General features: G+C 65.0%; 20 protein-coding genes and 2 tRNA genes. 7 read left to right on the top strand and 15 right to left on the bottom strand.

Annotated elements, in window-relative coordinates:
• Positions 1-41 precede the first annotated feature (41 nt).
• Positions 42-743, bottom strand: a complete 702-nt coding sequence (locus tag U4Z64_RS07970; protein WP_044843672.1) for an ABC transporter ATP-binding protein — start codon at positions 741-743, stop codon at positions 42-44.
• On the opposite strand from U4Z64_RS07970, the gene U4Z64_RS07965 reads away from it, so the two are divergent.
• Positions 742-1,416, top strand: coding sequence for an arylesterase (locus U4Z64_RS07965; protein ID WP_321800873.1), 675 nt, complete (start codon positions 742-744; stop codon positions 1,414-1,416). The genes U4Z64_RS07970 and U4Z64_RS07965 overlap by 2 nt on opposite strands.
• Before the next feature lie 112 nt (positions 1,417-1,528).
• On the opposite strand, the gene U4Z64_RS07960 is transcribed toward U4Z64_RS07965, so the two are convergent.
• The 7 genes from U4Z64_RS07960 to tig all read right to left on the bottom strand — a co-directional run bounded on the left by U4Z64_RS07960 (position 1,529) and on the right by tig (position 10,179).
• A complete protein-coding gene (locus U4Z64_RS07960; RefSeq protein WP_321819627.1) occupies positions 1,529-3,463 on the bottom strand; it encodes a SurA N-terminal domain-containing protein in 1,935 nt (644 codons plus the stop codon).
• Between the two features lie 137 nt (positions 3,464-3,600).
• Positions 3,601-3,677: transfer RNA gene (locus U4Z64_RS07955), tRNA-Asp, on the bottom strand.
• Between the two features lie 23 nt (positions 3,678-3,700).
• Positions 3,701-3,776 (bottom strand) — tRNA-Val (locus U4Z64_RS07950).
• Positions 3,777-3,981: 205 nt separating this feature from the next.
• Positions 3,982-6,405, bottom strand: a complete 2,424-nt coding sequence (lon, locus tag U4Z64_RS07945) for an endopeptidase La (RefSeq protein WP_044843675.1) — start codon at positions 6,403-6,405, stop codon at positions 3,982-3,984.
• Between the two features lie 197 nt (positions 6,406-6,602).
• Entirely contained in the window at positions 6,603-7,874 is a 1,272-nt protein-coding gene (clpX, locus tag U4Z64_RS07940) for an ATP-dependent Clp protease ATP-binding subunit ClpX (protein ID WP_006754177.1), read from the bottom strand.
• Between the two features lie 164 nt (positions 7,875-8,038).
• A complete protein-coding gene (gene clpP, locus U4Z64_RS07935; protein ID WP_006496351.1) occupies positions 8,039-8,692 on the bottom strand; it encodes an ATP-dependent Clp endopeptidase proteolytic subunit ClpP in 654 nt (217 codons plus the stop codon).
• Between the two features lie 140 nt (positions 8,693-8,832).
• The gene (tig, locus tag U4Z64_RS07930) at positions 8,833-10,179 is read right to left on the bottom strand and encodes a trigger factor (protein ID WP_044843676.1); all 1,347 of its coding nucleotides are present in this window, start codon (positions 10,177-10,179) and stop codon (positions 8,833-8,835) included.
• Positions 10,180-10,566: 387 nt separating this feature from the next.
• Here tig and U4Z64_RS07925 point away from each other — a divergent pair, with 387 nt between their 5' ends.
• Both U4Z64_RS07925 and U4Z64_RS07920 read left to right on the top strand, forming a co-directional pair.
• On the top strand, positions 10,567-11,712 hold the full coding sequence (locus U4Z64_RS07925; protein ID WP_321819626.1) for a glycerate kinase: 1,146 nt from the start codon (positions 10,567-10,569) through the stop codon (positions 11,710-11,712).
• Between the two features lie 62 nt (positions 11,713-11,774).
• On the top strand, positions 11,775-12,224 hold the full coding sequence (locus U4Z64_RS07920) for a MarR family winged helix-turn-helix transcriptional regulator (RefSeq protein WP_321819625.1): 450 nt from the start codon (positions 11,775-11,777) through the stop codon (positions 12,222-12,224).
• 231 nt (positions 12,225-12,455) lie between these two features.
• Here the strand turns inward: U4Z64_RS07920 and U4Z64_RS07915 are convergent, their stop codons facing one another.
• A complete protein-coding gene (locus U4Z64_RS07915) occupies positions 12,456-13,454 on the bottom strand; it encodes a 2-dehydropantoate 2-reductase (RefSeq protein ID WP_321819624.1) in 999 nt (332 codons plus the stop codon).
• Between the two features lie 101 nt (positions 13,455-13,555).
• Positions 13,556-14,701 carry a helix-turn-helix transcriptional regulator gene (locus tag U4Z64_RS07910; RefSeq protein WP_321819623.1) on the bottom strand — a complete coding sequence of 382 codons (1,146 nt, stop codon included), beginning with the start codon at positions 14,699-14,701 and terminating at the stop codon, positions 13,556-13,558.
• Between the two features lie 302 nt (positions 14,702-15,003).
• Between U4Z64_RS07910 and U4Z64_RS07905 the strand changes: the two genes are divergently transcribed.
• From U4Z64_RS07905 to U4Z64_RS07890, 4 genes are all read left to right on the top strand, one after another.
• Positions 15,004-16,050 (top strand): porin, encoded by a 1,047-nt coding sequence (locus U4Z64_RS07905; RefSeq protein WP_321819622.1) that lies wholly within the window; start codon positions 15,004-15,006, stop codon positions 16,048-16,050.
• Positions 16,051-16,072: 22 nt separating this feature from the next.
• Entirely contained in the window at positions 16,073-17,293 is a 1,221-nt protein-coding gene (locus U4Z64_RS07900) for an MFS transporter (RefSeq protein WP_321819621.1), read from the top strand.
• 16 nt (positions 17,294-17,309) lie between these two features.
• Positions 17,310-18,419 (top strand): class II histone deacetylase, encoded by a 1,110-nt coding sequence (locus U4Z64_RS07895; protein ID WP_321819620.1) that lies wholly within the window; start codon positions 17,310-17,312, stop codon positions 18,417-18,419.
• A gap of 97 nt (positions 18,420-18,516) precedes the next feature.
• A complete protein-coding gene (locus U4Z64_RS07890) occupies positions 18,517-18,747 on the top strand; it encodes a hypothetical protein (protein ID WP_044843684.1) in 231 nt (76 codons plus the stop codon).
• Between the two features lie 92 nt (positions 18,748-18,839).
• Here U4Z64_RS07890 and U4Z64_RS07885 read toward each other — a convergent pair whose 3' ends face one another.
• The 5 genes from U4Z64_RS07885 to U4Z64_RS07865 all read right to left on the bottom strand — a co-directional run bounded on the left by U4Z64_RS07885 (position 18,840) and on the right by U4Z64_RS07865 (position 24,473).
• The gene (locus U4Z64_RS07885; protein WP_321819619.1) at positions 18,840-19,133 is read right to left on the bottom strand and encodes a hypothetical protein; all 294 of its coding nucleotides are present in this window, start codon (positions 19,131-19,133) and stop codon (positions 18,840-18,842) included.
• Between the two features lie 1,065 nt (positions 19,134-20,198).
• Positions 20,199-21,281: a porin gene (locus tag U4Z64_RS07880; RefSeq protein WP_321819618.1), complete on the bottom strand. Its 1,083-nt coding sequence runs from the start codon at positions 21,279-21,281 to the stop codon at positions 20,199-20,201.
• A gap of 90 nt (positions 21,282-21,371) precedes the next feature.
• The gene (gene phaZ, locus U4Z64_RS07875; RefSeq protein ID WP_321819617.1) at positions 21,372-22,274 is read right to left on the bottom strand and encodes a poly(3-hydroxyalkanoate) depolymerase; all 903 of its coding nucleotides are present in this window, start codon (positions 22,272-22,274) and stop codon (positions 21,372-21,374) included.
• Entirely contained in the window at positions 22,271-22,699 is a 429-nt protein-coding gene (locus U4Z64_RS07870; RefSeq protein WP_175689087.1) for a phasin family protein, read from the bottom strand. The genes phaZ and U4Z64_RS07870 overlap by 4 nt, the downstream gene beginning before the upstream one ends.
• Before the next feature lie 55 nt (positions 22,700-22,754).
• Positions 22,755-24,473 carry an alpha/beta fold hydrolase gene (locus U4Z64_RS07865; protein ID WP_321812426.1) on the bottom strand — a complete coding sequence of 573 codons (1,719 nt, stop codon included), beginning with the start codon at positions 24,471-24,473 and terminating at the stop codon, positions 22,755-22,757.
• Positions 24,474-24,481: the final 8 nt, after the last annotated feature.

Genomic DNA, 24,481 nt, shown 5'->3' with positions numbered 1-24,481 from the left:
CACCTGGCACCTGGCTCGGCCGGCAAAAATTCGGTCCCGCGCTATGCCGCGTGCGGCGCGACGATGCGTCCGGCGTCGATGGTGACCATCGTCGCGCAGCGCCGCGCGAGCTCGGGATCGTGCGTGACGAGCACGAGCGTCGCGCCGTGCGTGCGATTCAGCTCGAACATCAGGTCGATGACCGCGTGGCCCGTGGCCGCATCGAGGCTGCCGGTCGGTTCGTCGGCGAACAGGATCGCCGGATGCGTGACGAACGCGCGCGCGAGCGCGACGCGCTGCTGCTCGCCGCCCGACAGCAGTTTCGGATAATGCGCGGTACGCTCGCCGAGACCGACCTGCACGAGCAGCGCGCGGGCACGATCGGCCGCGTCGCGCGCACTGATGCCGCCCTGCAGTTCGAGCGGCAGCATCACGTTCTCGAGCGCCGTCAGGTGCGGCATCAACTGGAACGACTGGAACACGAACCCGACCGCGCCGTTGCGCAGCGCGGCACGCTCGTCCTCGTCGAGCTGGTCGAGCGCGCGGCCGAGCAGGCGAACCGTGCCGCTCGTCGCGCTGTCCAACCCGGCAAGCAGGCCGAGCAGCGTCGATTTGCCCGACCCCGATGCGCCGACGATCGCGAGGCTGCTGCCGGGCCGCACGGCGAGCGTGATGCCGTCGAGGATCGTCAGCTCGCCCGTTGCATCGGCAACCCGCTTGCACACGTCATGGACTTCGATGATCGGATCGGTAATCTTGAACATGGACACGACATTCCGCTGGAAAAGGCGCGCGGCACTCGCCGCACTGCTGGGGACCCTGGCCGCAACAACCATGCCCGCACGCGCCGCGACGGCGGCGGCCCCGACCTCGGGCCAGCCCGCGCTCGTCGTGCTCGGCGACAGCCTGTCGGCCGAATACGGGCTGCCGCGCGACACCGGCTGGGTTGCGCTGCTGCGGCAGCGGCTTGCGACCGAGCGAATCGATTATAGCGTCGCGAATGCAAGCGTCAGCGGCGACACCACGAGCGGCGGCCGCGCACGACTGCCCGCGGTGCTGCAACGGCTCAAACCGTCGATCGTGGTCGTCGAGCTCGGCTCGAACGATGCGCTGCGCGGCGTGCCGCTCGCGACGACCGAGCAGAACCTGCGCGACATCATCGCCGATGCGCGGCAGGCGCGCGCGAAGGTCGTGCTGGTCGGCATGTACGTGCCGCCCAACTACGGGCCCGACTACACGCAGAAGTTCCATGCGGTCTATACGCGCCTGTCGAAGGAACTCGGCGTACCGCTCGTGCCGTTCCTGCTGGCCGGCATCGAGAACAAGCCCGAGATGTTCCAGCCGGACCAGATGCATCCTGCGCAGCAGGCGCAGGGCATCCTGCTCGACAACGTCTGGCCGGCGTTGAAACCGCTGCTCGGCAAGCCGCGCGGCTGACCTCGCGACTCGCCACCACCGGAAAGCAAAAAGCCCCGCTCGAAGCGGGGCTTTCTGTTGCTGCATGCGAAACCGTGAACGGCGCTTCGCTTGGTTGGCGCCGGGTCGTGGCTTAGTTGCCGCCGTCCTGCGACTGGCTCTGCGTGGTGCCGTACACCTTCACCTTCGAGCGGTCGCGCAGCGCGGCGAGATATGCTTCACCTTCGCTTTGCGCTTCGACCTGCGCCATCTGCTGCTGCGCGGCCGCGAGCTGCTGCGGATCGACGGCCGTACCCGCGATCACCGTGTTCACGCGATAGATCGCATAGCCGTCCGCACCGAGGTCGACACCGACATACGCCGGCAGCGTCTTCGCATCGACCTTGTAGACGGCGCTCAGCGCGGCCGGCGTCAGGCCCTGCGACTGCGTGCGCGACACCTTCTGTGCGGCCGCGAAGCCGTCGGCCGACTTCGACTTCTGCAGCTCGGCCAGCTTCGCCGCACCGTCCTTCTTCGCGAGTTCCGCAGCCTGCTCGGCAACGACCTTCTGACGCACGACGTCCTTGATCGCGTCGAGCGCGGGCACGGCAGCCGGCTTGTAGTCGGTCACGCGCGCCGAGATCAGCGTGTTGTTGCCCACGTCGATCGCCTGCGTGTTGTTCTGGCTCTTCACCGAATCGTTCGCGAACACGGCAGCGAGGAACTTCGGATTGTTCAGCGGGCTCGTCGGCGGCAGTTGCGGATTCGGCGTCGGCGTGACGGTGGCCGTCTGGATCGTCAGCTTGTACTTGTCGGCGGCCGGCTGCAGCGTCTTCGCCTTTTCATACACGGTCGACGTGAAGCCTTCCGCGTTGTCCGTGAATGCCTTCGCTGCGTACTGCTGCTTCAGGTCGATTGCGATCTGGTCCTTCACGTCCGCGAACGGCTTGACCACCGACGGCTTCACTTCCGTCGCCTTCAGGATGTGGAAGCCGAGATCCGATTGCACGACACCGCTCACGTCGCCTTGCTTCAGCGCGAACGCCGCATCGTCGAACGCCTTGCCGCCCGCCGTCGAGCCGCGCGTGATGAAGCCGAGATCGCCGCCCTTCGCGGCCGACGGCGCATCCTGCGAGCTCTTCTGCGCGATCTGCGCGAACTGGTCCGGATGCGCCTTCACGTCCGCCAGCAACTGCTCGGCCTTCGCCTTCGCGGCTGCCTTGTCGGCCGCGCTCGCGCTGCTCGCCGCGGCGATGAAGATGTGGCTCACGCGCACCTGCGCTTCCGAGCGGAAGTGCGTCGGGTTGTCGTCATAGAACTTCTTGATGTCCGCCTCGGTCGGCTGCGCGCTCGCGGCAGCGGCGGCCGGCGAATAGACGAGATACTGGATCGTCGCGGTTTCCGGCGTCGCGAAGCTTTGCTTGTGCGCGTCGTAGTACGCGGCGAGCTGTGCGTCGGTCGGCTGCACCTTCGCCGCGTAGTCGCTCGTCTTCAGCACCAGCGCCTGCACTTCGCGCTGCTGCGCGGCCAGCTCCGACAGGCGTTGCGCCGGGCCCTTCGGCGTGAACGCGCTCGCGATGATGCTCGCCGGAATCTGCTGCAGCGCGAGGCTGTAACGCACGCGCTCCTGATACTGCTCGGGCGTCATCCCCTGGAACGAAAGCAGTTGCGCATAGCGTTCGACGTCGATCGAACCGTCGGGCTTCTTCAGCGACGCGATCATCGGGTCGCTCATCAGCGCATCGCGCACGGCGTTGTCGGATGCGGTCAGGTGCAGGCGTTGCGTCTCGTCGGCCAGCACGCGTTGCTGGATCAGGCCGTCGAGTACTTGCTTGCGATGTTCGGGCGTGTCGAACGCCTTGATGTCGAACTGCCCGCCGAGCGCCTGGCGCGCCTGGTCGACCTGCTGACGGAACGCGCCGTCGAATTCGACCCGCGTGATCTTGTGCCCGTTGATCGCCGCGACGTTCGCGCTGTCGTCGAAGAAGCCGCGGAAACCTTGGATCCCGACGAAACCCAGCCCCGGCAACACGATCAGGAGCAGGAGCGCCATCATCAGGCGCTGGTGATTACGGAAGAAATCGAGCATGCGTGACGGGAAAATTGGACAAAACGTCCGATATTACAACATACGGGGTGGCACGGGAGAAAAGCAGGTGCGCAACGCGCGGGCGCGATCGACGATGCAAATGAAAAAGCCCGCACGAGGCGGGCTTTCTCATTTTCTGGCGGAGCGGACGGGACTCGAACCCGCGACCCCCGGCGTGACAGGCCGGTATTCTAACCGACTGAACTACCGCTCCTTGGTCTGGCTGAATCGTGAAACTGGTGGGTGCTGAGGGGTTCGAACCCCCGACCTACGCCTTGTAAGGGCGCCGCTCTACCAGCTGAGCTAAGCACCCGTTTCCGATTCGTTCTGGCTGCGATCTGCGTTTCGGCATCAACAACCAGCGAGCCCGCAAGTTTAATTCATCCCCGATCATTTTGCCAAGCCCATGCGCAAAAAATTTTAACGCGCGGCGCTACACACGATCCCGACGCGCATAAAAAAACCCGCGGACTCGCCGCGGGTTTCGCGAACCACCGTCAGCGACGGCGTTCAGGTTCTCAGTGCTTCACGACTTCCGTCGAACCGGCATCCTTCGCCGCCTCGCCGACCGGTGCCGCAGCCTTCGCCTCTTCTTCCGGCGGCAGCGGGGTCGGCGTACGTTCGAGCGCGAGCTCGAGCACCTTGTCGATCCAGCGGACCGGCACGATCTCGATCGCGTTCTTCACGTTGTCCGGAATGTCCGCGAGATCCTTCACGTTCTCTTCCGGGATCAGCACGAGCTTGATGCCGCCGCGATGCGCAGCCAGCAGCTTTTCCTTCAGCCCGCCGATCGGCAGCACTTCGCCACGCAGCGTGATCTCGCCCGTCATCGCGACATCGGCACGCACGGGAATGCCCGTCAGCACCGACACCAGCGCGGTCGTCATCGCACCGCCGGCGGACGGACCGTCCTTCGGCGTCGCGCCTTCCGGCACGTGGATGTGGATGTCCTGCTTCTCGAACGCTTCGTCCTTGATGCCCAGACGCCGCGAACGCGAGCGCACGACCGAACGTGCGGCCTCGACCGACTCCTTCATCACGTCGCCGAGCGAACCCGTGCGAATCACGTTGCCCTTGCCCGGCATCACCGCGGCTTCGATCGTCAGCAGGTCGCCGCCGACTTCCGTCCACGCGAGGCCCGTCACCTGACCGACCTGGTTTTCCTTCGCCGCGAGGCCGAAGTCGTACTTGCGCACGCCGAGGAACGTATCGAGGTTCTCGCCGTCGACCTTGATCGCGCCCGATGCCTTCTTCAGCAGCAGCATCTTCACGACCTTGCGGCAGATCTTCGACACTTCCCGCTCGAGCGAACGCACACCGGCTTCGCGCGTGTAGTAGCGGATGATGTCGCGGATCGCCTGCTCGGTGACCTCGATCTCGCCGTCCTTCAGACCGTTGTTCTTCTTCTGCTTCGGCAGCAGGTAACGCTGCGCGATGCTGACCTTCTCGTCTTCCGTGTAGCCCGACAGACGAATCACTTCCATCCGGTCGAGCAGCGGCGGCGGGATGTTCAGCGAGTTCGACGTCGCGACGAACATCACGTCCGACAGGTCGAAGTCGACCTCGATGTAGTGGTCGGCGAACGTGTGGTTCTGTTCCGGATCGAGCACTTCGAGCAGCGCCGACGACGGATCGCCGCGGAAATCCATGCCCATCTTGTCGACTTCGTCGAGCAGGAAGAGCGGATTGCGCACGCCAACCTTCGCGAGGCTTTGCAGGATCTTGCCCGGCATCGAGCCGATGTACGTGCGGCGGTGACCGCGGATCTCGGCTTCGTCACGCACGCCGCCGAGCGCCATCCGGACGAACTTGCGGTTCGTCGCGCGAGCGATCGACTGGCCGAGCGAGGTCTTGCCGACGCCCGGAGGCCCGACGAGGCACAGGATCGGCGCCTTGACCTTGTCCACGCGCTGTTGCACCGCGAGGTACTCGAGAATGCGTTCCTTCACCTTCTCGAGGCCGAAGTGATCCTCGTCGAGCACCTGCTCGGCGTTCGACAGATCGTTGTTGACCTTGCTCTTCTTGCGCCACGGCAGGCCGATCAGCGTGTCGATGTAGTTGCGCACGACGGTCGCTTCCGCCGACATCGGCGACATCAGCTTCAGCTTCTTGAGCTCGGCGTCGGCCTTCTTCTTGGCTTCCTTCGGCATGCGCGCGGCGTTGATGCGCTTCTCGAGCTCCTCGAGATCCGCGCCCTCTTCGCCTTCGCCCAGTTCCTTCTGGATCGCCTTGACCTGTTCGTTCAGGTAGTACTCGCGCTGGCTCTTTTCCATCTGGCGCTTCACGCGCCCGCGGATGCGCTTCTCGACCTGCAGGATGTCGATCTCGGCTTCGAGCTGCGCGAGCAGGTGCTCGAGGCGCTCGATGACCGGGAACATCTCGAGGATGTGCTGCTTCTGGTCGAGCTTCAGCGGCAGACGCTCGGCGATCATGTCCGCGAGACGGCCGGCTTCATCGATGCCCGACAGCGACGTGAGAATCTCCGGCGGGATCTTCTTGTTCAGCTTCACGTACTGGTCGAACTGCGACACGATCGCGCGGCGCAGCGCTTCCGTTTCAGCGCTGTCGGCGTGATCGGGCTCGAGCGGCATCACTTCGCAGGAGAACTGCGTCTCCTGTTCTTCGATCGACAACGCCTTCGCGCGCTGCAGGCCCTCGACGAGCACCTTCACGGTGCCGTCCGGCAGCTTCAGCATCTGCAGGATGTTGGCGATACAGCCGACCTCGTACATGTCCTTTTCGGTCGGTTCGTCCTTGGCCGCGGTTTTCTGGGCGACGAGCATGATGTGCTTGCCACCTTCCATCGCTGCTTCGAGGGCCTTGATCGATTTCGGCCGGCCCACGAAGAGCGGAATGACCATGTGCGGGAAAACGACGACGTCCCGCAGCGGCAGCAGCGGGAGCGTGATGCGTTCCGGCGGGAGAAGTTGGGTGCCTGACATTTCATTTCCCCATGAGTGGAATCAATTGTTCGGTAATTGAGGCCGCCACAACGAATTGCAAGCCTTCAAGTGCGGGAAATATTCGGTAAGAAAGTAACCACCGCGTGTCGAGTCAGAGTTACCCACAAGATAAACGAAAAAAAGCCGCCCACGGTCTCATGAACGGCCTTTTTCGCAGAACATCGTCGGCAAGCCGGTCAGTTCGAACCCGCCACCTTCGGCGTGTCCTCATAGATCAGCAGGGGTTTGCCGTCGCCATCGATCACGTTCTCGTCGATGATGACCTTGCTGACCCCTTTCATCGCCGGCAGCTCGTACATCACGTCGAGCAATGCCTGTTCGATGATCGAACGCAAGCCGCGCGCGCCGGTCTTGCGGCGGATCGCCTTGCGGGCGACTGCCTGCAGCGCGCCCGGCCGGATTTCCAGCTCGACGCGCTCCATCGCGAACAGCTTGTGATACTGCTTGACGAGCGCGTTCTTCGGCTCGACCAGGATCTTCATCAGCGCGGCTTCATCGAGCTTGCCGAGCGTCGCGACCACCGGCAGGCGGCCGATCAATTCGGGGATCAGACCGAATTTGATCAGGTCTTCCGGCTCCGTTTCGCGCAGCACTTCGCCCGCGTCGCGTTCCTGCTTGCTCTTGACCGTCGCGCCGAAGCCGATGCCCGTCTTTTCGGTGCGATCGGTGATCACCTTCTCGAGGCCGTCGAACGCGCCGCCGCAGATGAACAGGATGTTGGTCGTATCGACCTGGATGAAATCCTGGTTCGGATGCTTGCGGCCGCCCTGCGGCGGCACCGACGCCATCGTGCCCTCGACGAGCTTCAGCAGCGCCTGCTGGACGCCCTCGCCCGACACGTCGCGCGTGATCGACGGGTTGTCCGACTTGCGGCTGATCTTGTCGATTTCGTCGATGTAGACGATCCCGCGCTGGGCCTTGTCGACCTCGTAGTTGCAGTTCTGCAACAGCTTCTGGATGATGTTCTCGACGTCCTCGCCGACGTAGCCGGCTTCGGTCAGCGTCGTCGCATCGGCGATCACGAACGGCACGTTCAGCAACCGCGCGAGCGTCTGCGCGAGCAGCGTCTTGCCGGAGCCCGTCGGGCCGATCAGCAGGATGTTGCTCTTCGACAGCTCGACGTCGTCCTTCTTGTCGAGATGCTTCAGGCGCTTGTAGTGGTTGTACACGGCCACCGCGAGGATCTTCTTCGCACGCTCCTGGCCGATCACGTACTGATCGAGGATGTCGCGAATTTCCTGCGGGCTCGGCAGATCCGACCGGGACAGGCTGGCCTCGACGCCGGCGGCAGCCGCCTCGTCGCGAATGATCTCGTTGCAGAGGTCGATGCACTCATCGCAGATGAATACCGACGGGCCCGCGATGAGTTTCTTCACCTCATGCTGGCTCTTCCCGCAAAACGAGCAATACAACAGCTTCTCGCTGTTCGAACCTTTTTTGTCCGCCATGAATGTAGAGCCTCCGGACAGGTAGATGACATGATACGCCGAATGCTCCGAACGCCGCGCCTAGGGCGCGACCGGAGTCGGCTGGATGCGCTTGCCGCAGATGCTCAGGGCACTCGGGACGTTGCAGGGGCGCCGCGCAAATCGGGGCGGCACCCCACTTAAGCTCACGGGCGCTTCAGCAGCACCTGATCGATCAGCCCGTATGCCTTCGCGTCCTCGCTCGACATGAAGTTATCACGGTCGGTGTCGCGCGCGATGCGTTCCACGTCCTGGCCCGTATGCTGCGCGAGCAGGTTGTTCAGCCGTTCCTTCAGGTAGAGGATCTCGCGTGCCTGGATCTCGATGTCGGACGCCTGGCCGCGTGCGCCGCCGAGCGGCTGGTGAATCATCACGCGCGAGTTCGGCAGCGCGAAGCGCTTGCCCTTCGCGCCCGACGCGAGCAGGAACGCGCCCATGCTGGCCGCGAGACCCATGCACAGCGTCGACACGTCCGGCTTGATGAACTGCATCGTGTCGTAGATCGCCATGCCGGCCGACACCGAGCCGCCCGGGCTGTTGATGTAGAGGCTGATGTCCTTGTCGGGATTCTCGCTCTCGAGGAACAGCAATTGCGCGACCACGAGGTTGGCTGTCTGGTCGTTCACTTCGCCGACCATGAACACCAGGCGCTCCTTCAGGAGACGCGAATAGATATCGTACGAACGCTCGCCGCGGCCGCTCGTTTCGACGACGATCGGCACCAGCCCCAGCGCTTGCGCCTCGAAACCCTGCGGCGCGTTCGAAGCAAGCATGTCCAGCAATTCAGCGCGAGTGATCATTCAATGAACCTTGTTCGAATGGAAAATTGAACGGAGGGAAGCCGCCCGCTCAATCGCCATATTAATGGCAACCGTGCGCTTGACGTAAAAACGGCGTGCGGGCCGTCGCTCCGACAGCCGGCACGCCGCTAGAGCAACACTTACGCTTGCGCCGATGCGCTCGCGAGTGCCTCGAAGCTCACTTCCTTGTCCGTCACCTTTGCCTTGCCCAGCACGAAGTCGACGACGTTGCTTTCAACGACGAACGCTTCCATCTCGGCGAGGCGCTGCTGGTTCGAATAATACCAGCGGACCACTTCCTTCGGGTCTTCGTAGCTCTTCGCGAACTCGTCGACTTCCGCGCGGATCTGTTCCGGCTTCGCTTCGAGGCCGTTCGACTTCACGAGCTCGGCCAGCACGAGGCCCAGCTTCACGCGACGCTCCGCCTGCTCGGCGAACATCTCGGCCGGGATCGGTGCGTCCTTCGCGTTCGGCACGCCGCGCTGCGCCAGATCCTGGCGAGCCATTTCGACGAGACGTTGCTGGTCTTGTTCGATCAGCGCCTTCGGCACGTCGAGTTCGGAAATCTTCAGCAGCGCGTCCATCACCTGGTTCTTGACGATGGCTTGCGTGCGACGCTTCGCTTCGCGCTCGAGGTTTTCCTTGATTTCGGCGCGCATCTTCGTCAGGTCGCCGTCTTCGATGCCGAGCGACTTCGCGAATTCGGCGTCGATTTCCGGCAGGTGCGGCCATTCGATCTTCTTCATCGTGACCGTGAATTGCGCCGTCTTGCCCGCCACGTCCTTGCCGTGGTAGTCGTCCGGGAACTTCAGCTCGAACGTGCGCTGTTCGCCGGCCTTCAGGCCGAGCGCCGCCGTTTCGAATTCCGGCAGCATGCGGCCTTCGCCGAGCACGAACGGGAAGTCTTCGGCCGTGCCGCCCTGGAACGCGACGTCGTCGATCTTGCCGACGAAGTCGACCGTCACGCGGTCGCCGTTCTTCGCTGCGGTGTCCTCACCGCCGTCGCCGTGCTCGCCGGCTTCGCCGCGAGCGTGGTAGTGCACGCGCTGCTTGCGCAGGATGTCCAGCGTGCGGTCGATTTCGGCGTCGCCGATCGACGTCGTCGAGCGCTCGACTTCAGCCGTCGCCAGATCGCCGATCTTCACTTCCGGGTAGACCTCGAACGTCGCGTCGAACGCGTACGCATCTTCAGCCTGTTCCTGCTTCGGCTCGAAGCTCGGCTGGCCGGCGACGCGCAGGTTTTCCGCGCGGCTGATCGTGAAGAATTCCTGGCCGATCTTGTCGCTCAGCACTTCCGCCTCGACCTGACCCGAGTATTGCTGGGCGACCATCTTCAGCGGCACCTTGCCCGGGCGGAAACCCGGCATGCGAACGTTCTTCGCGAGTTTCTGGATACGGGCGTCGATTTCCTTCTGCACGGTGTCCTTCGGCAGGGAAATCGTCACGCGGCGTTCAAGCTTGCCGAGGTTCTCAACAACGTTAGCCATGGCTTCAATCGTCCTAAAATTATTCGAGCGAATCGGGTTTTCCTTGCCGTGCCTGCCTGCGGCGTGAGGTGCGTCTCACGCACACGCCGCGCCGGAGCGCCACGCCATCCCTGCACGCGCCGGATGGCTAGCGCAAGCGGCTCGGAGCACGGCTTTGGCCGGAAGAATCGACTATTCTAGCAAACAATCTTCCTCATACCGCCAGATCGGCACGACAACCGTGCGCACCCGCGGTGCCGCCCGCTCCCGGGCGCGGCAACGCGCGCGGATCGCCGCTATGCCGAACGCCGTATCCACCGCGGGCCCGCCATCCTGTAAGCTCCGATTGAAGGTGCGCCGCGGCCGCGGCCGCCATTCTTCACACCAATCACGCCTTCCGGAGACACCATGCCGCAACACCCGTCCGCGCCTGTCGTCGTCATCGCGCCCGATTCGTTCAAAGGCTCGCTTTCCGCCGAGCAGGTCGCGGACGCGATCGCCACCGGCATCCGCCGCGCCCGGCCCGACGCGGTCGTGCGCTGCTGCCCGATGGCCGACGGCGGCGAAGGCACGCTCGACGCGATGCTGGCGGGCGGCGGCACGCGGCGCACGCTGCAGGTGGCCGGCGCGTCGCTCGCCGCACGCGATGCGGCGGTCGGCGTGATCGACGCGCGCACCGCGATCGTCGAGACGGCCGAGATCGTCGGCATTACCGATGCGGTCGGCATGAGCGTGCCGGTCGACGCGCGCAGCACGCGCGGCATGGGCGAAGCGATCCGCACGCTGCTCGACGAGGGCGTGCGCCGCTTCTTCGTCGCGCTCGGCGGCAGCAGCACCAACGACGCGGGCGCAGGGTTGCTCGCGGGCCTCGGCCTGCAATGCTTCGACGCGGCCGGCCAGCCGGTCGAACCCGTCCCGGCACGACTCGCCGACATCGCGCGGATCGACGCGGCGGGGCTCGATCCGCGCCTGCAGGACGCGGAATTCATCGGCATGTCCGACGTCGACAACCCGCTGACGGGCGCGCATGGCGCAACCGCGGTGTTCGGTCCGCAAAAGGGCGTGACGCCCGGGCAGGTCGCGACCCTCGACGCCGCGCTCGGCCATTTCGCCGACCTGCTCGAGACCGCGCTCGACCGGCGCTGCCGCGACCTGGCCGGTGCCGGCGCCGCGGGCGGCCTCGGCTTCGCGCTGCACATGCTCGGCGCGCAGTTCGAAGCCGGCGCGGAAGTCGTCGCGCGGCAGGTCGGGCTCGATGCGGCACTGGCCGGCGCCGACTGGCTGATCACCGGCGAAGGCCGCTCCGACGTGCAGACGCTGCACGGCAAGGCGCCGTTCATCGCGTGCCGCCATGCGCGGGTCGCGGGCGTGCCCGCGTCGCTGCTGTCGGGCGCGGTCGATCCGGCCGCGCTGCCGCGCCTGTCCGAACACTTTTCCGGCTGCTTCTCGCCGGCGCCCGGCCCGATCACGCTCGACGTCGCGATCCGCGACGCGGCGAACCTGCTCGCGAACGAAGCGGAACAGTTGACACGGCTGAAGTACGGCGCACACTGACCGTTGACCCGAGCGCGCGATACAGGAACAATCGGGCCCGCCCTTTTTCTTCAGGATTCGACATGAAAGGCCGACAAGCCGGGCTCGACCAGTTTCTGACCTATCGCCTCCATGCGCTCGCGAAGCGATCCGACCGCGGGATCGCCGACGTGTACCGGCACAAGCTGGACATCTCGCTGCCCGAGGCGCGCGTGATCGCCGCCGTCGGCGCCTTCGGTCCGTTTTCGATCATGGATCTCGCGCGCCACACCAATCTCGACAAGAGCCAGGCGAGCCGCGCTGCGGAAGCGCTGCTGCGCCAGGGGCTGCTCGAGCGCAGCGCGAGCGAGGAGGATGGCCGGATCGTGCTGATCGCGCTGACCACCGACGGCCGCGCGCTGCATCGCAAGATCATGCCGATCGTGCGCAAGTGGAATGAAGGCTTGCTCGCGTGCCTGTCCGACACCGAGCGCCAGACGTTCGAGCGGCTGCTCGACAAGGTGGTCGCGAACGCGATCGAACGCGACGACTGAACCGTTTGGCGGGCGTAGTCGGTGCCGCGTTTGTATCGCGAAGGTGCGGCATGGGCTGCAATCGCTGCGGCCGCGCACATGTTTCAGGCGCCTGCCGCTTTACCCGGATTTATTCGGATGAATCCCGCGGGCCGCCCGAGTCGCGCAAGCGTGGGCGGCGGACCGGGCGACCGCTCGCCGTTTCGTCATTCTTCCCTGCATGCCGGCCATCGCCGCCGCGCTCTCCCTCCGCTACAGCCCGCTGTTCGCCGCACGCTGACGCAGCAACCCCAGCACCGCGTCGCAATACGGCGTCGGCACGCCGAGCTTGCGCCCCAGCTCCGGAAACACACCGAGGATCGGCCCGATTTCCAGCGGCCGCCCGGCCTCGAAATCCTGCAGCATCGATGTCTTGAACGCGCCGAGCTTGCGCGTCACGGCAATCCGCTCCGGCCCGCTCATCCCCGCATCGAGGCCGAGCTGCGCGCCGATCGCGGCCGCCTCCTCCATCATCCGCAACGCGAGATCCCGCGTGAACGGATCGTCGAGCAGCTGCTCGGCCGTCGAACCCGTCAGCGCGCTCAACGGATTCATGTTCATGTTGCCCCACAGCTTCGCCCAGATCTCGGTGCGGATCGCCGGCGTCGACTCGACGTCGAAGCCGCCCGCGGCGAGCGCCGCCGCGAACCGCGCGGTCGGCGCGGCGAGCCGGTGATCGGGCGAGCCGAGGATCAGGCGGTTGCCGCGGCCGCGGCGCACGACCCCCGGCGCATCGGTGCTCGACGACAGGTGCACGACGCAGCCGACCGCCTGTGCGGGCGGCAACGCCGCCGAGACCGCACCCGCCGGGTCGATCGCGTCGAGCGGCACGCCGTCGAGCGGGCCCGCGAGCCCGTGCGTGAACCACCACGGCAGCCCGTTCATCGCGGCGACGATCACCGTGCCGGGCCCGACCAGCGGCGCGATGCGCGCGGCCAGCGCCGGCAGCGCCTGAGCCTTCAGCGCGATCACCACGTAGTCCTGCACGCCGAGCACGGCCGCGTCGTCGCTCGCGCGCACCGGGACCGACGACATGACGCCCGCCTCGTCGATCACGCGCACGCCGTGCGTGTCCAGTGCATCGAGCGTCGCACCGCGCGCGAATGCGCTCACCGTCATGCCGGCCCGCGACAGCGCGGCCGCGAGCAACCCGCCGATCGCGCCGACACCGACCACCGCCGCGCGCACCGACCCTGAATTCGTGTCGTTCATGATGGAAATCCGTCTACCGGGAGCTGACGAGCATAACGCTCAATGGTTGCGGATACAACCATTCGCGCCGGCACCCGCATGCCTGTGCCGGAACGAGCGATTCAGCGCGCCGCGCCACCCGCCTCCACCGGCTCGTCGTCGGTCGGGCCGCCCGTCGCGCCGAGCACGCCGGCGATCTGGCTCTTGTCGTGCATGCCGAGCTTGCGGTACGCGCAGCGCAGGTAGTGACGCACGGTCGTCGGCGAAATCGCCATCTGCTGCGCGACCTCCTTGTGCGAACGGCCGGCACCGTAATAGCGGATCGCCGCCAGCTCGCGCGGACTCAGCCGGTCGAGCAGCGAGCGCGGCCGCGCCTCGATCTGGAACAGTCCCGCGACGGGCACGCACCGGATGCGCAACGCATCGCCGATGAACGGCTGGCCCGACTGGCGCCGCACGTGCGCGACCAGCGGCTCCGGTACGCGCGGGCCCGTCCACGCCGGCCATTCGGTGCGCAGCACGTCGTCGAAGCCGTGATCGGCGTGATGCAGCACGCCGAAGTTGTCGCACAGCGCGCGCGCCGCCGGCGCCACCGCGTCGCCGCGCTCGCGCGTGAGCTGCGCCGCGCGATTGATCGTCAGCGCGGCCGCCAGATGCGGGATCACCTCCTCGAAGCGGCTCGCGTCGTCGTCGCTGAACGGACGGTTCAGGCCCTGGCGGTAGATCGACATGAACGTCGTCAGCCCGAAGCGGCGGTCGAGCGTACACACGCACATCAGTTGCGCCAGCCCGTACTTCACGCACCAGTCGCGAAACCGCGCGTCGAACCCGGGCTCGACGACCGACAGTCGCACCGCGCGACCGTGCGCGCCGAGCAGCGTGCGCTGCGCGAGCGGATCGCAGTCGCGCACGCGTTTCCAGTCGCTGAAGAACGCATGCGGCAGACGGTACAGGAAACTGTTGTGCATCACGGGGCCGGTCGGCACGTGCGTCGCGACGCCGGTCCACGCGGCGTCGAACGGGATGAGCCCCTGCAGCAGCGAAAAGAAGCGGCACTCGAATTCGCCGATGCCCGACTGCGCGGCGAGCGCGTACAGATCGAGCAGCATCAGGCCGAGTTCGCGCCGCGCCGCGTCGCCGCGCGTCACGCCGTCGAAATCGGCGCGGCGCGGCGGCAGCGGCGGCCAGGTGGATTCGTCGAGCACGATCGCGGCCGGCACGTCGCGCAACGCGTCGAGGTCCTGCCCGATATCCGTCGTGATCCTCACCTTCCGCTCCCCTGCCCGATCGGGCCGCTGATGCGCGCAACGCAGACCGGCCGATTATAGCGACCGGCATTTTTGGCGGGCGCCGCCGCCGGAGTACACGACAGCCCCATCCATTTGAACGGGACGCCGCCCGTTGCTGCCGCGCAGCACGCCGCGCCGCGGCGTCGCGGCGCGTCCATGCCGTGCACCGCGGGTTTTCCATACCGTTCATCTGCACGACTGTTCGCCGGTTTTCCCGCTGCGGACACTGCGTCGCGACAACACCAACGACAAACGATGCAGGACGGTATGGAGAACCCCACGTGATGACACCCCGCTTCATCCGCACGGCGACGGCCGCCGTTGCGCTCGCCGCGTGCAGCCTCGCCGCGCACGCGCAATCGACCCTCACGCTGTACGGCGCGCTCGACGCCGGCGTGCAGTACCTGACGCATGCCGACGGACGGCACGCGGCCGTGCAGTTGCAGAACTACGGCATCCTGCCGTCGCAGGTCGGGCTCAAGGGCAGCGAGGATCTCGGCGGCGGCTGGCGCGCGCTGTTCAAGCTCGAACAGGGTCTCAACCTCAACGACGGCACCGCGACCGTCCCCGGCTACGCGTTCTTCCGCGGCGCGTACGTCGGCATCGCGGGGCCCGTCGGCACCGTCACGCTCGGCCGGCAGTTCAGCGTGCTGTTCGACAAGACGCTGTTCTACGACCCGCTGTGGTACGCGTCGTACAGCGGCCAGGGCGTGCTCGTGCCGATGAACGCGAACTTCATCGACCACTCGATCAAGTACCAGTCGCCGGCGTTCGCCGGCTTCGATGTCGAGGCCCTTGCCGCGACGGCCGGCGTCGCGGGCAATACGCGCGCCGGGCGCGTGCTCGAACTCGGCGGCCAGTACACGAGCAACGGGCTGTCGGTCAGCGCCGTGCTGCATCAGGCGCACGGCGACGCGTCGGCGGCGGGCGACGCGTCCGCGCGCCGCCGCGAGCTCGGCACGCTCGCCGCGCGTTATGCGTTCGCGACGCTGCCGCTCACCGTCTACGCGGGCGTCGAACGCCTGACCGGCGACCTCGACGCAGCGCGCACGATCGTGTGGGGCGGCGCGCGCTACCTGACGTCCGGCGGAATCGGGCTGAACGCGGGCGTCTACCACACCGATTCGCATACGCCGGCGATCGGCCGCCCGACGCTGTTCATCGCGAGCACCACTTACGCGCTGTCGAAACGCACCGTCGCCTACCTGAACCTCGGTTATGCGCGCAACAGCGGCCAGAGTTCGCAGACCGTCTACGAATACGACCCGACGCCGCTCGCCGGCGCATCGCAGTTCGGCGCGATGGTCGGCATGTACCACCTGTTCTGATTCCGTCCAGCGAGATCCCGCCATGAAAACCCTTTGCTCCACCGATGCCGCACTGCCGTCCGACGGCCGCGCGTCACCGTTCGCGCGCTCGACGCTCCTCGCCCTCGTCGTGTTCGCGGCCATCACGCCGCTGCTGCTGCTCGTCGCGCCGGCCGTTGCCGGTCAGTTGGCGACACAGCTCGGGCTGTCCGCGTCGCAGATCGGCACCTACTTCTTCGTCGAACTCGGTGCGTTCAGCCTCGCGACCGTGCCGTCGTACCTGTGGCTCGGCCGCGTCGATGCGCGCCGCGTTGCCGCCTGCGCGATCGCGCTGTTCGGCGCGGGCAATCTCCTGACCGCGCTGTGGATGCCCGGCTTCGTCACGCTGCTCGCGCTGCGTGCCGTCACCGCGCTCGGCGGCGGCTCGCTGATGGTGCTCTGCATGACCAGTGCGGCCACGAGCGAGAACAGCGATCGCGTGTACGGCCTCTGGGTCGTCGGCCAGTTGATCGCCGGCGCGATCGGCCTGTTCGTGCTGCCGCACGTGTTCGCCGGGTTCGGGCTGCGCGCGCTGTACGTCGCGCTGGCCGTGCTCGCGCTGCTTGCCGCGCCGCTGTCGCGCGGCTTTCCGGCGACGCTAGGTGCGCGGCGCGCGTCGGCGCGGGCAGCGCGCGGCGCCGCGACGAATACGCCGCAGCGTTTCGTCGCGCTCGCGATCGGTGCGGTGCTGACCTTCTATCTCGCGATCGGCAGCGTGTGGACCTTCGCGAGCCGCGCGGCAGCGGAAGCCGGACTCGATCCGCAAGCGACCGGCAACGTGCTCGCGATCGCGAGCGTGATGGGGATTGCCGGCGCGGCGCTCGCATCCTGCGCGGGCGGCCGGCTTGCGCGGCGCACGATGCTGGCCGCCGGCTACGCGCTGCTCGCGGCGTCGCTCGTCGCACTCGCCGCGCTGCCGCATGCGCGCGGCTACAGCGCCGCGATCTTCGCGTTCAAGTTCGCGTGGACGTTCGTGCTGCCGTTCATTCTCGCGACCGTCGCGCAGATCGATACGTCCGGGCGCCTCGTCGCGACGCTCAATTTCGTGATCGGTGCGGGCCTCGCGGCCGGCCCGCTGCTCGCCGGGCTGTTGCTCGATGCCGGCGGCACGATGCACGCGCTGTTCGCGGCCGCCACTGCTGTCGCGATCGCGTCGTTCGCCGCGCTGCGCCATATCGATCGCCGCGCGCGGATTGCCGCGGCTGCCATCTCCTCCCAACCATGACAGGTCAAGCACATCCATGAATCGCACTGCCTTCTTCACCGACGAACGCACGTTCTGGCACACCGGCGGCACGCACGCGCTGTTCTTCCCGGTCGGCGGCTGGGTCCAGCCGCCATCGAGCGCCGGCTACGCGGAATCGCCCGATTCGAAGCGGCGCTTCCTGTCGCTCGTGCAGGCGTCGGGCCTCGCCGCTCACCTCGACCTGCGCGGTGCCGCGCCGGCCACCACGGGCGATCTGCTGCGGATTCATCCGGCGAGCTATCTCGACGCGTTCCGCGCGCTCAGCGATGCGAACGGCGGCGACCTCGGCGATCTCGCGCCGTTCGGCAAAGGGAGCTACGAGATCGCCGCGCTGTCCGCCGGCCTCGCGATCGCGGCGCTCGACTCGGTCGTCGGCGGGCATGCGGCCAACGCGTTCTCGCTGTCGCGCCCGCCCGGCCATCACTGCCTGCGCGATCGCCCGATGGGCTTCTGCCTGCTCGCGAACATCCCGATCGCGATCGAGGCCGCGCGCGCGAAGCATGCGATCGAGCGCGTCGCGGTGATCGACTGGGACGTGCATCACGGCAACGGCACGCAGTCGATCTACTACGACGATCCGGACACGCTGACGATCTCGCTGCACCAGGACCGCTGCTTTCCGCCCGGCTACAGCGGCGGCGACGAGCGCGGCGAAGGCGCGGGCGTCGGCGCGAACCTGAACGTGCCGCTGCTCGCGGGCAGCGGCGACGACGCGTATCGCCATGCGTTCGAGCGGATCGTGCTGCCGGCGCTGGAACGGTTCCGGCCGGAGCTGATCGTCGTCGCGAGCGGTCTCGATGCCAGCGCGGTCGACCCGCTCGCGCGCATGCAGTTGCATACCGACAGTTACCGGTACATGACGCGGGCGGTGAAGGAGGCGGCACGGCGCCACTGCGACGGACGGCTCGTGATCGTGCACGAAGGCGGCTATTCGGAGGCTTACGTGCCGTTCTGCGGACTCGCGATCGTCGAGGAACTGGCCGGCATCCGCACCGAGGTCGCCGATCCGATGCTCGACCTCGCGATTGCGCAGCAGCCGGGCGAGCGGTTCGTCACGTTCCAGCGCGAGCTGCTCGACGAACTGGCCGTGTCGTTCGGGTTGTAACGCGCGCTCACCAACGAGATGGGGCCGGCCCTTGCGCGATCGGTGCGGATGGGGTTTCCTGTGCTTTTACACCTGCCGGGCCCGGGCCCCTCTTCAGATGAAATCGTCTCCGCGCGAACCCGACACCAACGACAAAGCGCGCCGCCAGCCTTCGAAGCTCGCCCTGAATATCGCCGCGGTGCTGGTCGGCCTCGTCACGTTCGCGATCGGCGTGGCGTGGTTGATCTATAGCTGGATCGTCGATCGCGAAGCGCAGTATTTCGCGATTCCGCTGGTGTTTTCGGTGCCGGTGATCGTGGCGGTCGCGGTGCGGAGTTTCTGGGACTAGGTGCGCGCAGAACGACAAAGCGCCGCGGTCGGTCAACGCGCGGCGCCTTTCATCAAATGCGGTAGCAATATTGGCGGTTCGCTCCCGGCCGCTCACCAGCCCGCGTGCCGACACGGGTTGGGCACCGCACCCTGATATCCGCTGGCGAAACCCAGCGCGGAACCGAGCAGCGCCGTGCCGACCGATTTCAGGACGGTTTCGCCCGACAGCGACACCCCGCTCGAAATCAGCCGGCCCGAATAGGCCGAACACTCCGGGGAGGCTGCGCCGGTCTGCACGGGCCTGGCGCTCCACGCGACGTTGTCGGCGGCCGTCGTGGCAAATGCCGGTATGGCCAGCGCGAGCGTGAGTACGGCAATCGATGTGTGTGCGATGTTCTTCTTCATGGACGGTCCTCGGCAGGGAGCGCTGCGTACAGGAACTGTAATGAAGAGATGATACGCGCTACGCGACCCGAATTTCCGTGCGCTGGACAGGAGCCGTGTATCGGCGAAAATCGTCATCAACAAAAAAGCGCTGCCGGTCAGCCGACCGGCAGCGCTTTGTTGGAACGGTCCTGGGCGGAGCCCGTTCGACTTCGTGGTGCTGAGGCCTGATTCGAATTAACCGATATGAGCCTTTACTATCAAGCCGATGAGCTTTTGTCGCTAAATAGTGGCCCCCATAGTTGCCCCCAACACTCGATCCTGCAGCTGTTGAAGCTCCGTTCGTGTCCTTGGGAGCGCTCGACATTCGGCCGTCAAACTGTCCCTGGAGGCCTTCCGCCGAGCGTGCTGCCATCGTTTGAGTCTCGTTCATGTGGGGACAACGTTACCAGCAGGTCGTTCGAAGTTGATACGGCTAGCGATACCAAAAATCTTCCTCAACTTGACTGCTGTCGTCGGACCGCACCGCAAAATCAGCGTCTGCCTTGGTTGAAAAATCCCGAACGCCAGCGGTGTCGGGGCGATTGGGAGCGCGATATCGCCGCTGATACCGCCATGTCCGTTCGAACGAGCCTCTCGAGACAACAGCGGTCAACTCTAGCTTGAAGCCGTTTGTCCGATGGCAGAAAGCCGAAGTTTGTCCTCGGCACTTTCTCGCTCGCAGTCCCGGCAGTCTGCTGGTCTCGTGAGGAATCGGCGAGAATAGTACCGAGGTAAGCCGATGCCGCGAAACCCTGAAGTATCGGCATTGCCCTCATCCGCTTCCGAAATGGAAAAGATGCTCGTAACCTTGCTGCCGATAGAAAGGCGCTCACAAATTTCAATTATTGTGATTGATGTGAGCGGTCAACTACATTCGACTGCTAATCGGACGTAAAGCACGGTTGGTTATCATGCGCCTGCATACAATGTGCTCGGGCCCGCGGGCAATTCAAAATACTGACCGACAGAGGCACTCCGAGCACGGGCTCGATGGACGCAGCGCGCGGCGCCTTCTCCATGGCGTCGCGATCCCGCCACCTACATCTAGAACGTATGCCGAAGGCCCACCGTGGTGCCCACCGAAGTTCCGGGCACTTCATGCAGAGCGCCATTAATCGACAACCCCGTGTTCATCTGGCCGTGGTTATGGACCATCGCGACCTGTCCATAAATGGTTGTCGCTTTCGACAGGAAGTACTTCAACCCGGTTGCGGCCAGAATCGATCTATTTCCCGTATCGTTGCCGTCGCTCGTGAACCAGGCACCCGCGTCGACTTCGACCGCAGGCGTAATTGTGTAGCTCGCCCCTGCTCCGTACACCCGGTTATCAAACGACCCGCTCACTTTGTATAGCGCATAGGATCCCTTAACGGTCAAGTTACCGAAACTGTACGCGGCACCGATGGTACGTCCGGTAAACGGCACGGTGCTGGGAATCGGCGTGCCTGCCGTGCTGCCGGCGTTACCGCTGTAAAGTGCGGCCGTAACCAAAAATCCGCCTGACTGGTACTTCAAACTAGCTGAATATTGTCGTCCCGACTGAAAGTCGCCCGCCTTCCCGCCGAGCCCGAACATCGCGCTTCCCTGAAAGCCTGCAATCACCGGGCTGGTATAGGAAACGGCATTCTGATTGAACAGCCCGGTGACCAGCACGTTGTCGACGTAGAGAACTGCACCGCTGCCAAAGTAAGCGATATCACGCGGATCAGTCGAAATCAGCGACAGCACGAATGGCGAGTATTGCAAACCGGCCTTGACCGCTCCGAAATCACCGCTCAATCCGATCCAGGCCTGACGGCCGAACATGTTGCCGTTCGAATTACCGAAGCCGCCGTTCGAAATATCTATGCCGCTCTCGAGAACAAAGGTTGCCTTCAATCCTCCACCGAGATCTTCGACGCCTCTCATGCCGAATCGCGATGCCGACGCCGCTCCGTCGATCATTGCGAACTTGTGGCCGTCGTTCGCCCCAGTCTGAGTATTCAACGATTTGCTCGTGTAAAGCAGGGCCGCGTCGACTACGCCATATAGCGTGACACTGCTCTGCGCTCGTGCCATTCCAGACGTCACACCCAACAATCCTGCAACACAAAACGCGAATACTCCCTGACGCCATGCTGATTTCATTGTCTTCCTCCAAACTCCGATCATTATTTTCATTACTACCCATGCAGCCGCGCACCGATCTGTAACTCGAGTGCGGGCCCTACACTACCGTCACTGCTCGTTCTCCTGATGCACGGACAATGACGGGCTCGGCGCACCCTCGTCCGACAGAAATTGCCGGACCATCGATGCGATCTCCTGAGGTCGATTGACGATGAACAGATGACCATCATCGACGACGTTCAGCTTCGCTTTCCGAATCATCGTGGCAAGCACTTTGGCATTCACCATCGGAATGATTGGATCGTCGTTGCCCGCGATCACTAGCGTGGGTTGGCTCAGCATCGGCAACCACGGCAGGCTGCTCCAGCCCCAGGCCGCAAGCAGTTGATAGAGGTAGCCGCGGCCGCGGGGAGGACGCAAATGGCGGCCGTGTTCGCGCAACCGTTCAGGGTGATCGCGAAAGGCGCCACCATACAGATCGGCACCCACCCGTTCGAGAAATCTTGCGTCCGAGTAGCGGCGGGGATTCACCATCTTGCTGAGCACCGACAGTTTGCCCGGCACCATCAGCACGCCCGGAGACGTCGCCGCCAGTACCAGGCGCCGACACCGCCCCGGAAACTGGAAGGCAAACTGCTGCGCGAGCGCTCCCCCCCAAGAAATACCCATTACGTCGATCTGCCCGTCATAGCCAAGCTGCAGCATCATGCGGTTGATCAGCCGCGCCAGTCCCCAGAATCGGTAAGGCAGGGTCGGTGCGGGCGATCCACCGACGCCCGGCACGTCGAAGGCGATCGTCTCAATGCCCGTGAGTTCGGTGGTGAAGGGTTCCAGCAATTCCAGGTTTGCGCCGATGCCGTTGAAGATCAACAGCGGTGCGCCGTCGAGCGAACCCGTTCGGATGACGACTTTCAGGCTCTGGCCGTCCACCTCCAGCGTCCTGACCTCCGCCTCCCCGATCCGACACGCTTCGTCCGGAGACTCGGTGCCGCTGGAATGGCGATCGCTCATTCCTTCCCTCCTTGAGGCCGTCCGATATCGATCGGCAACAACGCGCGCCACTCCGCAAGGCTTGCCTCCGTCCGCGCACGCAGCGTGTCGAATGCAGCGGACTGCGACTGCAGCGCGATCTGGACAAGTTCACTGACATTGCCGAACGCGCGTTGAATCGTCTCGTTCGCGGCGGCAACCTTGTCTCGCTCCGCGCTCGTCTGCGCGGTCAGCACGTTGCGCAAATCCTCGAGAGATGTACGCAGAATCTCCGCCTGCTTTTGCGCGATCGACTGACCACCGCCTTGCAGCGTCTTCCCGATTTCCAGCATCGCTTCGAGATCCTTGCGCCTCGAACTCAGAATGGCATCGAGTTGGATGCCTGGGACGTTGTACTGCTTAACCAGCTTGACGATGTCGTCAAATAGTTGAGAAGCGTTATCCATGGTTCACCTCCGTGGCGGTCAAAAAAAGGCAATATCATCAGAATCGAGGATTTCACTAACCTTCAACTACGTAACGTCCAGGTGCAGTGTCGAGTTTGGGGTAGTTCGTGCTGCCGAGCTTTTCCGTCGCCTCGCGCTTAGGCCCGGATCTGGCTTCCAGCCACTCGGCCCAATGGCCCCACCATGAACCCGCGTTGCTGGTTGCTCCGGCCAACCACTCATCCGCGGCCTCGGCCGAATGGCTCCCGGTAAGAAACTTCGCCTTCGCGTTTCCTGGCGGGTTGATGATGCTCTGGATGTGTCCGCTTGAGCTCAATACGAATTCATTCGCACCACCAAACGCCTTCGACGTATTGAACACGCCTTGCCACGGCGTGATATGGTCGGTGGTACCTGCGAGCAGATACTTGTCGCAGGTCACCTTCGACAGATCGATCGGCGTGCCGAGCACGGTCATCGCCGATGGCGTGGTGAGCAGGTTGTTCGCATAGATGTCGAGCAACCGGCCATGGAATGCGGCTGGCAATCGCGTCGTGTCGTTGTTCCAGTACAGGATGTCGAATACCGGCGGGGCATTGCCCATCAGGTAGTTGTTGACCCAGTAATTCCAGATCAGATCGTTTGGGCGCATCCACGCGAAAACGCGACCCATTTCCCTGCCCTCGAGCACACCTTTCGCGGCCGATCCTTTTTTTGCGAGCGCAATCGTATCGGCATCGATGAAATGCCCCAATTGCGATTCAGCACGGCTGTCGAGCACGGCCACCATCAGCGTCGCCGCGTTGACAAGCGGCTGATTCGATGCCGCGAGATGCCCCAGCAACGCCGAGATCGTCATGGCGCCGGAACACGCGCCATGAACATTGACGTCCTCGGCGCCGGAGATGTCACGTATCGCCGCAATTGCCTCGATCAGTGCCTTGACGTATGTATCGAAATCCCAATTCCGTTGGGTAGACTTGGGATTTCTCCAACTGACCATGAATACCTGGAAGCCGTGCTTCACGAGAAACTCGGCCACGCTCCTGCCCGGTGCCAAGTCATATACGTAGAACTTGTTGATCTGAGGTGGAACGAGCAAGTGCGGGCGCGCATGCACCGACTCGGTAGCCGGACTGTACTGAATCAGCTCCAGCACTTCGTTGCGGAACACGACGGCCCCCGGCGTCAGCGCAAGATTTTTACCGACCTTGAACGCACCGGTATCGACCTGGGCGGGCATCCCCCCATTGACCGCGACGTCCTTCAGCATATTCAGCACACCCGAGACGACGTTCGCGCCCCCCGTATCGATGAGTCGCTTGAGTGCGCCCGGGTTGCCGAGCAACGTATTGGTCGGCGCCGCCGCGCTGGTCAGCATCGATACGACAAACTGCGCTCGCTCCCGGGCGCTGCCGGACAGCCCCGAATGCTCGACCAGTTGACCGAGCGCACGAGACCACGCAAGGTGTCCCTGCAGTACCGCTCGATAGAGCGGATTCGACGTCCACGCGGGCTCTTGAAACCGTTTGTCCGACGCATCCGGCACGACGTCGGACTTGCCAATCAGGATGGCCGTCAGCTCACGGATGAGCGCTGCTTCCTGCTCAAGCAACAGCGACGGATTCCTGGCCGCGGCGATCGCGAGCTCACTCGCGCCAACCACTACATCCCGCCCACGCAGGCCGACAAAGGGATTCGGGCCCAGCACGCGATCGGCTGCTGCGGCGCCAAGATCATCATGGGAGTCGCGCGATTGAGGTGTCGCGCTGTCATCGTTCTTTCGAGTCGCCATGATTCGTT

It is taken from the genome of Burkholderia sp. BCC1996 (assembly GCF_905339955.1).
Lineage (GTDB): Bacteria > Pseudomonadota > Gammaproteobacteria > Burkholderiales > Burkholderiaceae > Burkholderia.
The sequence above is the reverse complement of the archived record's forward strand: the minus strand, read 5'-3'. Positions and strand labels throughout refer to the sequence as shown.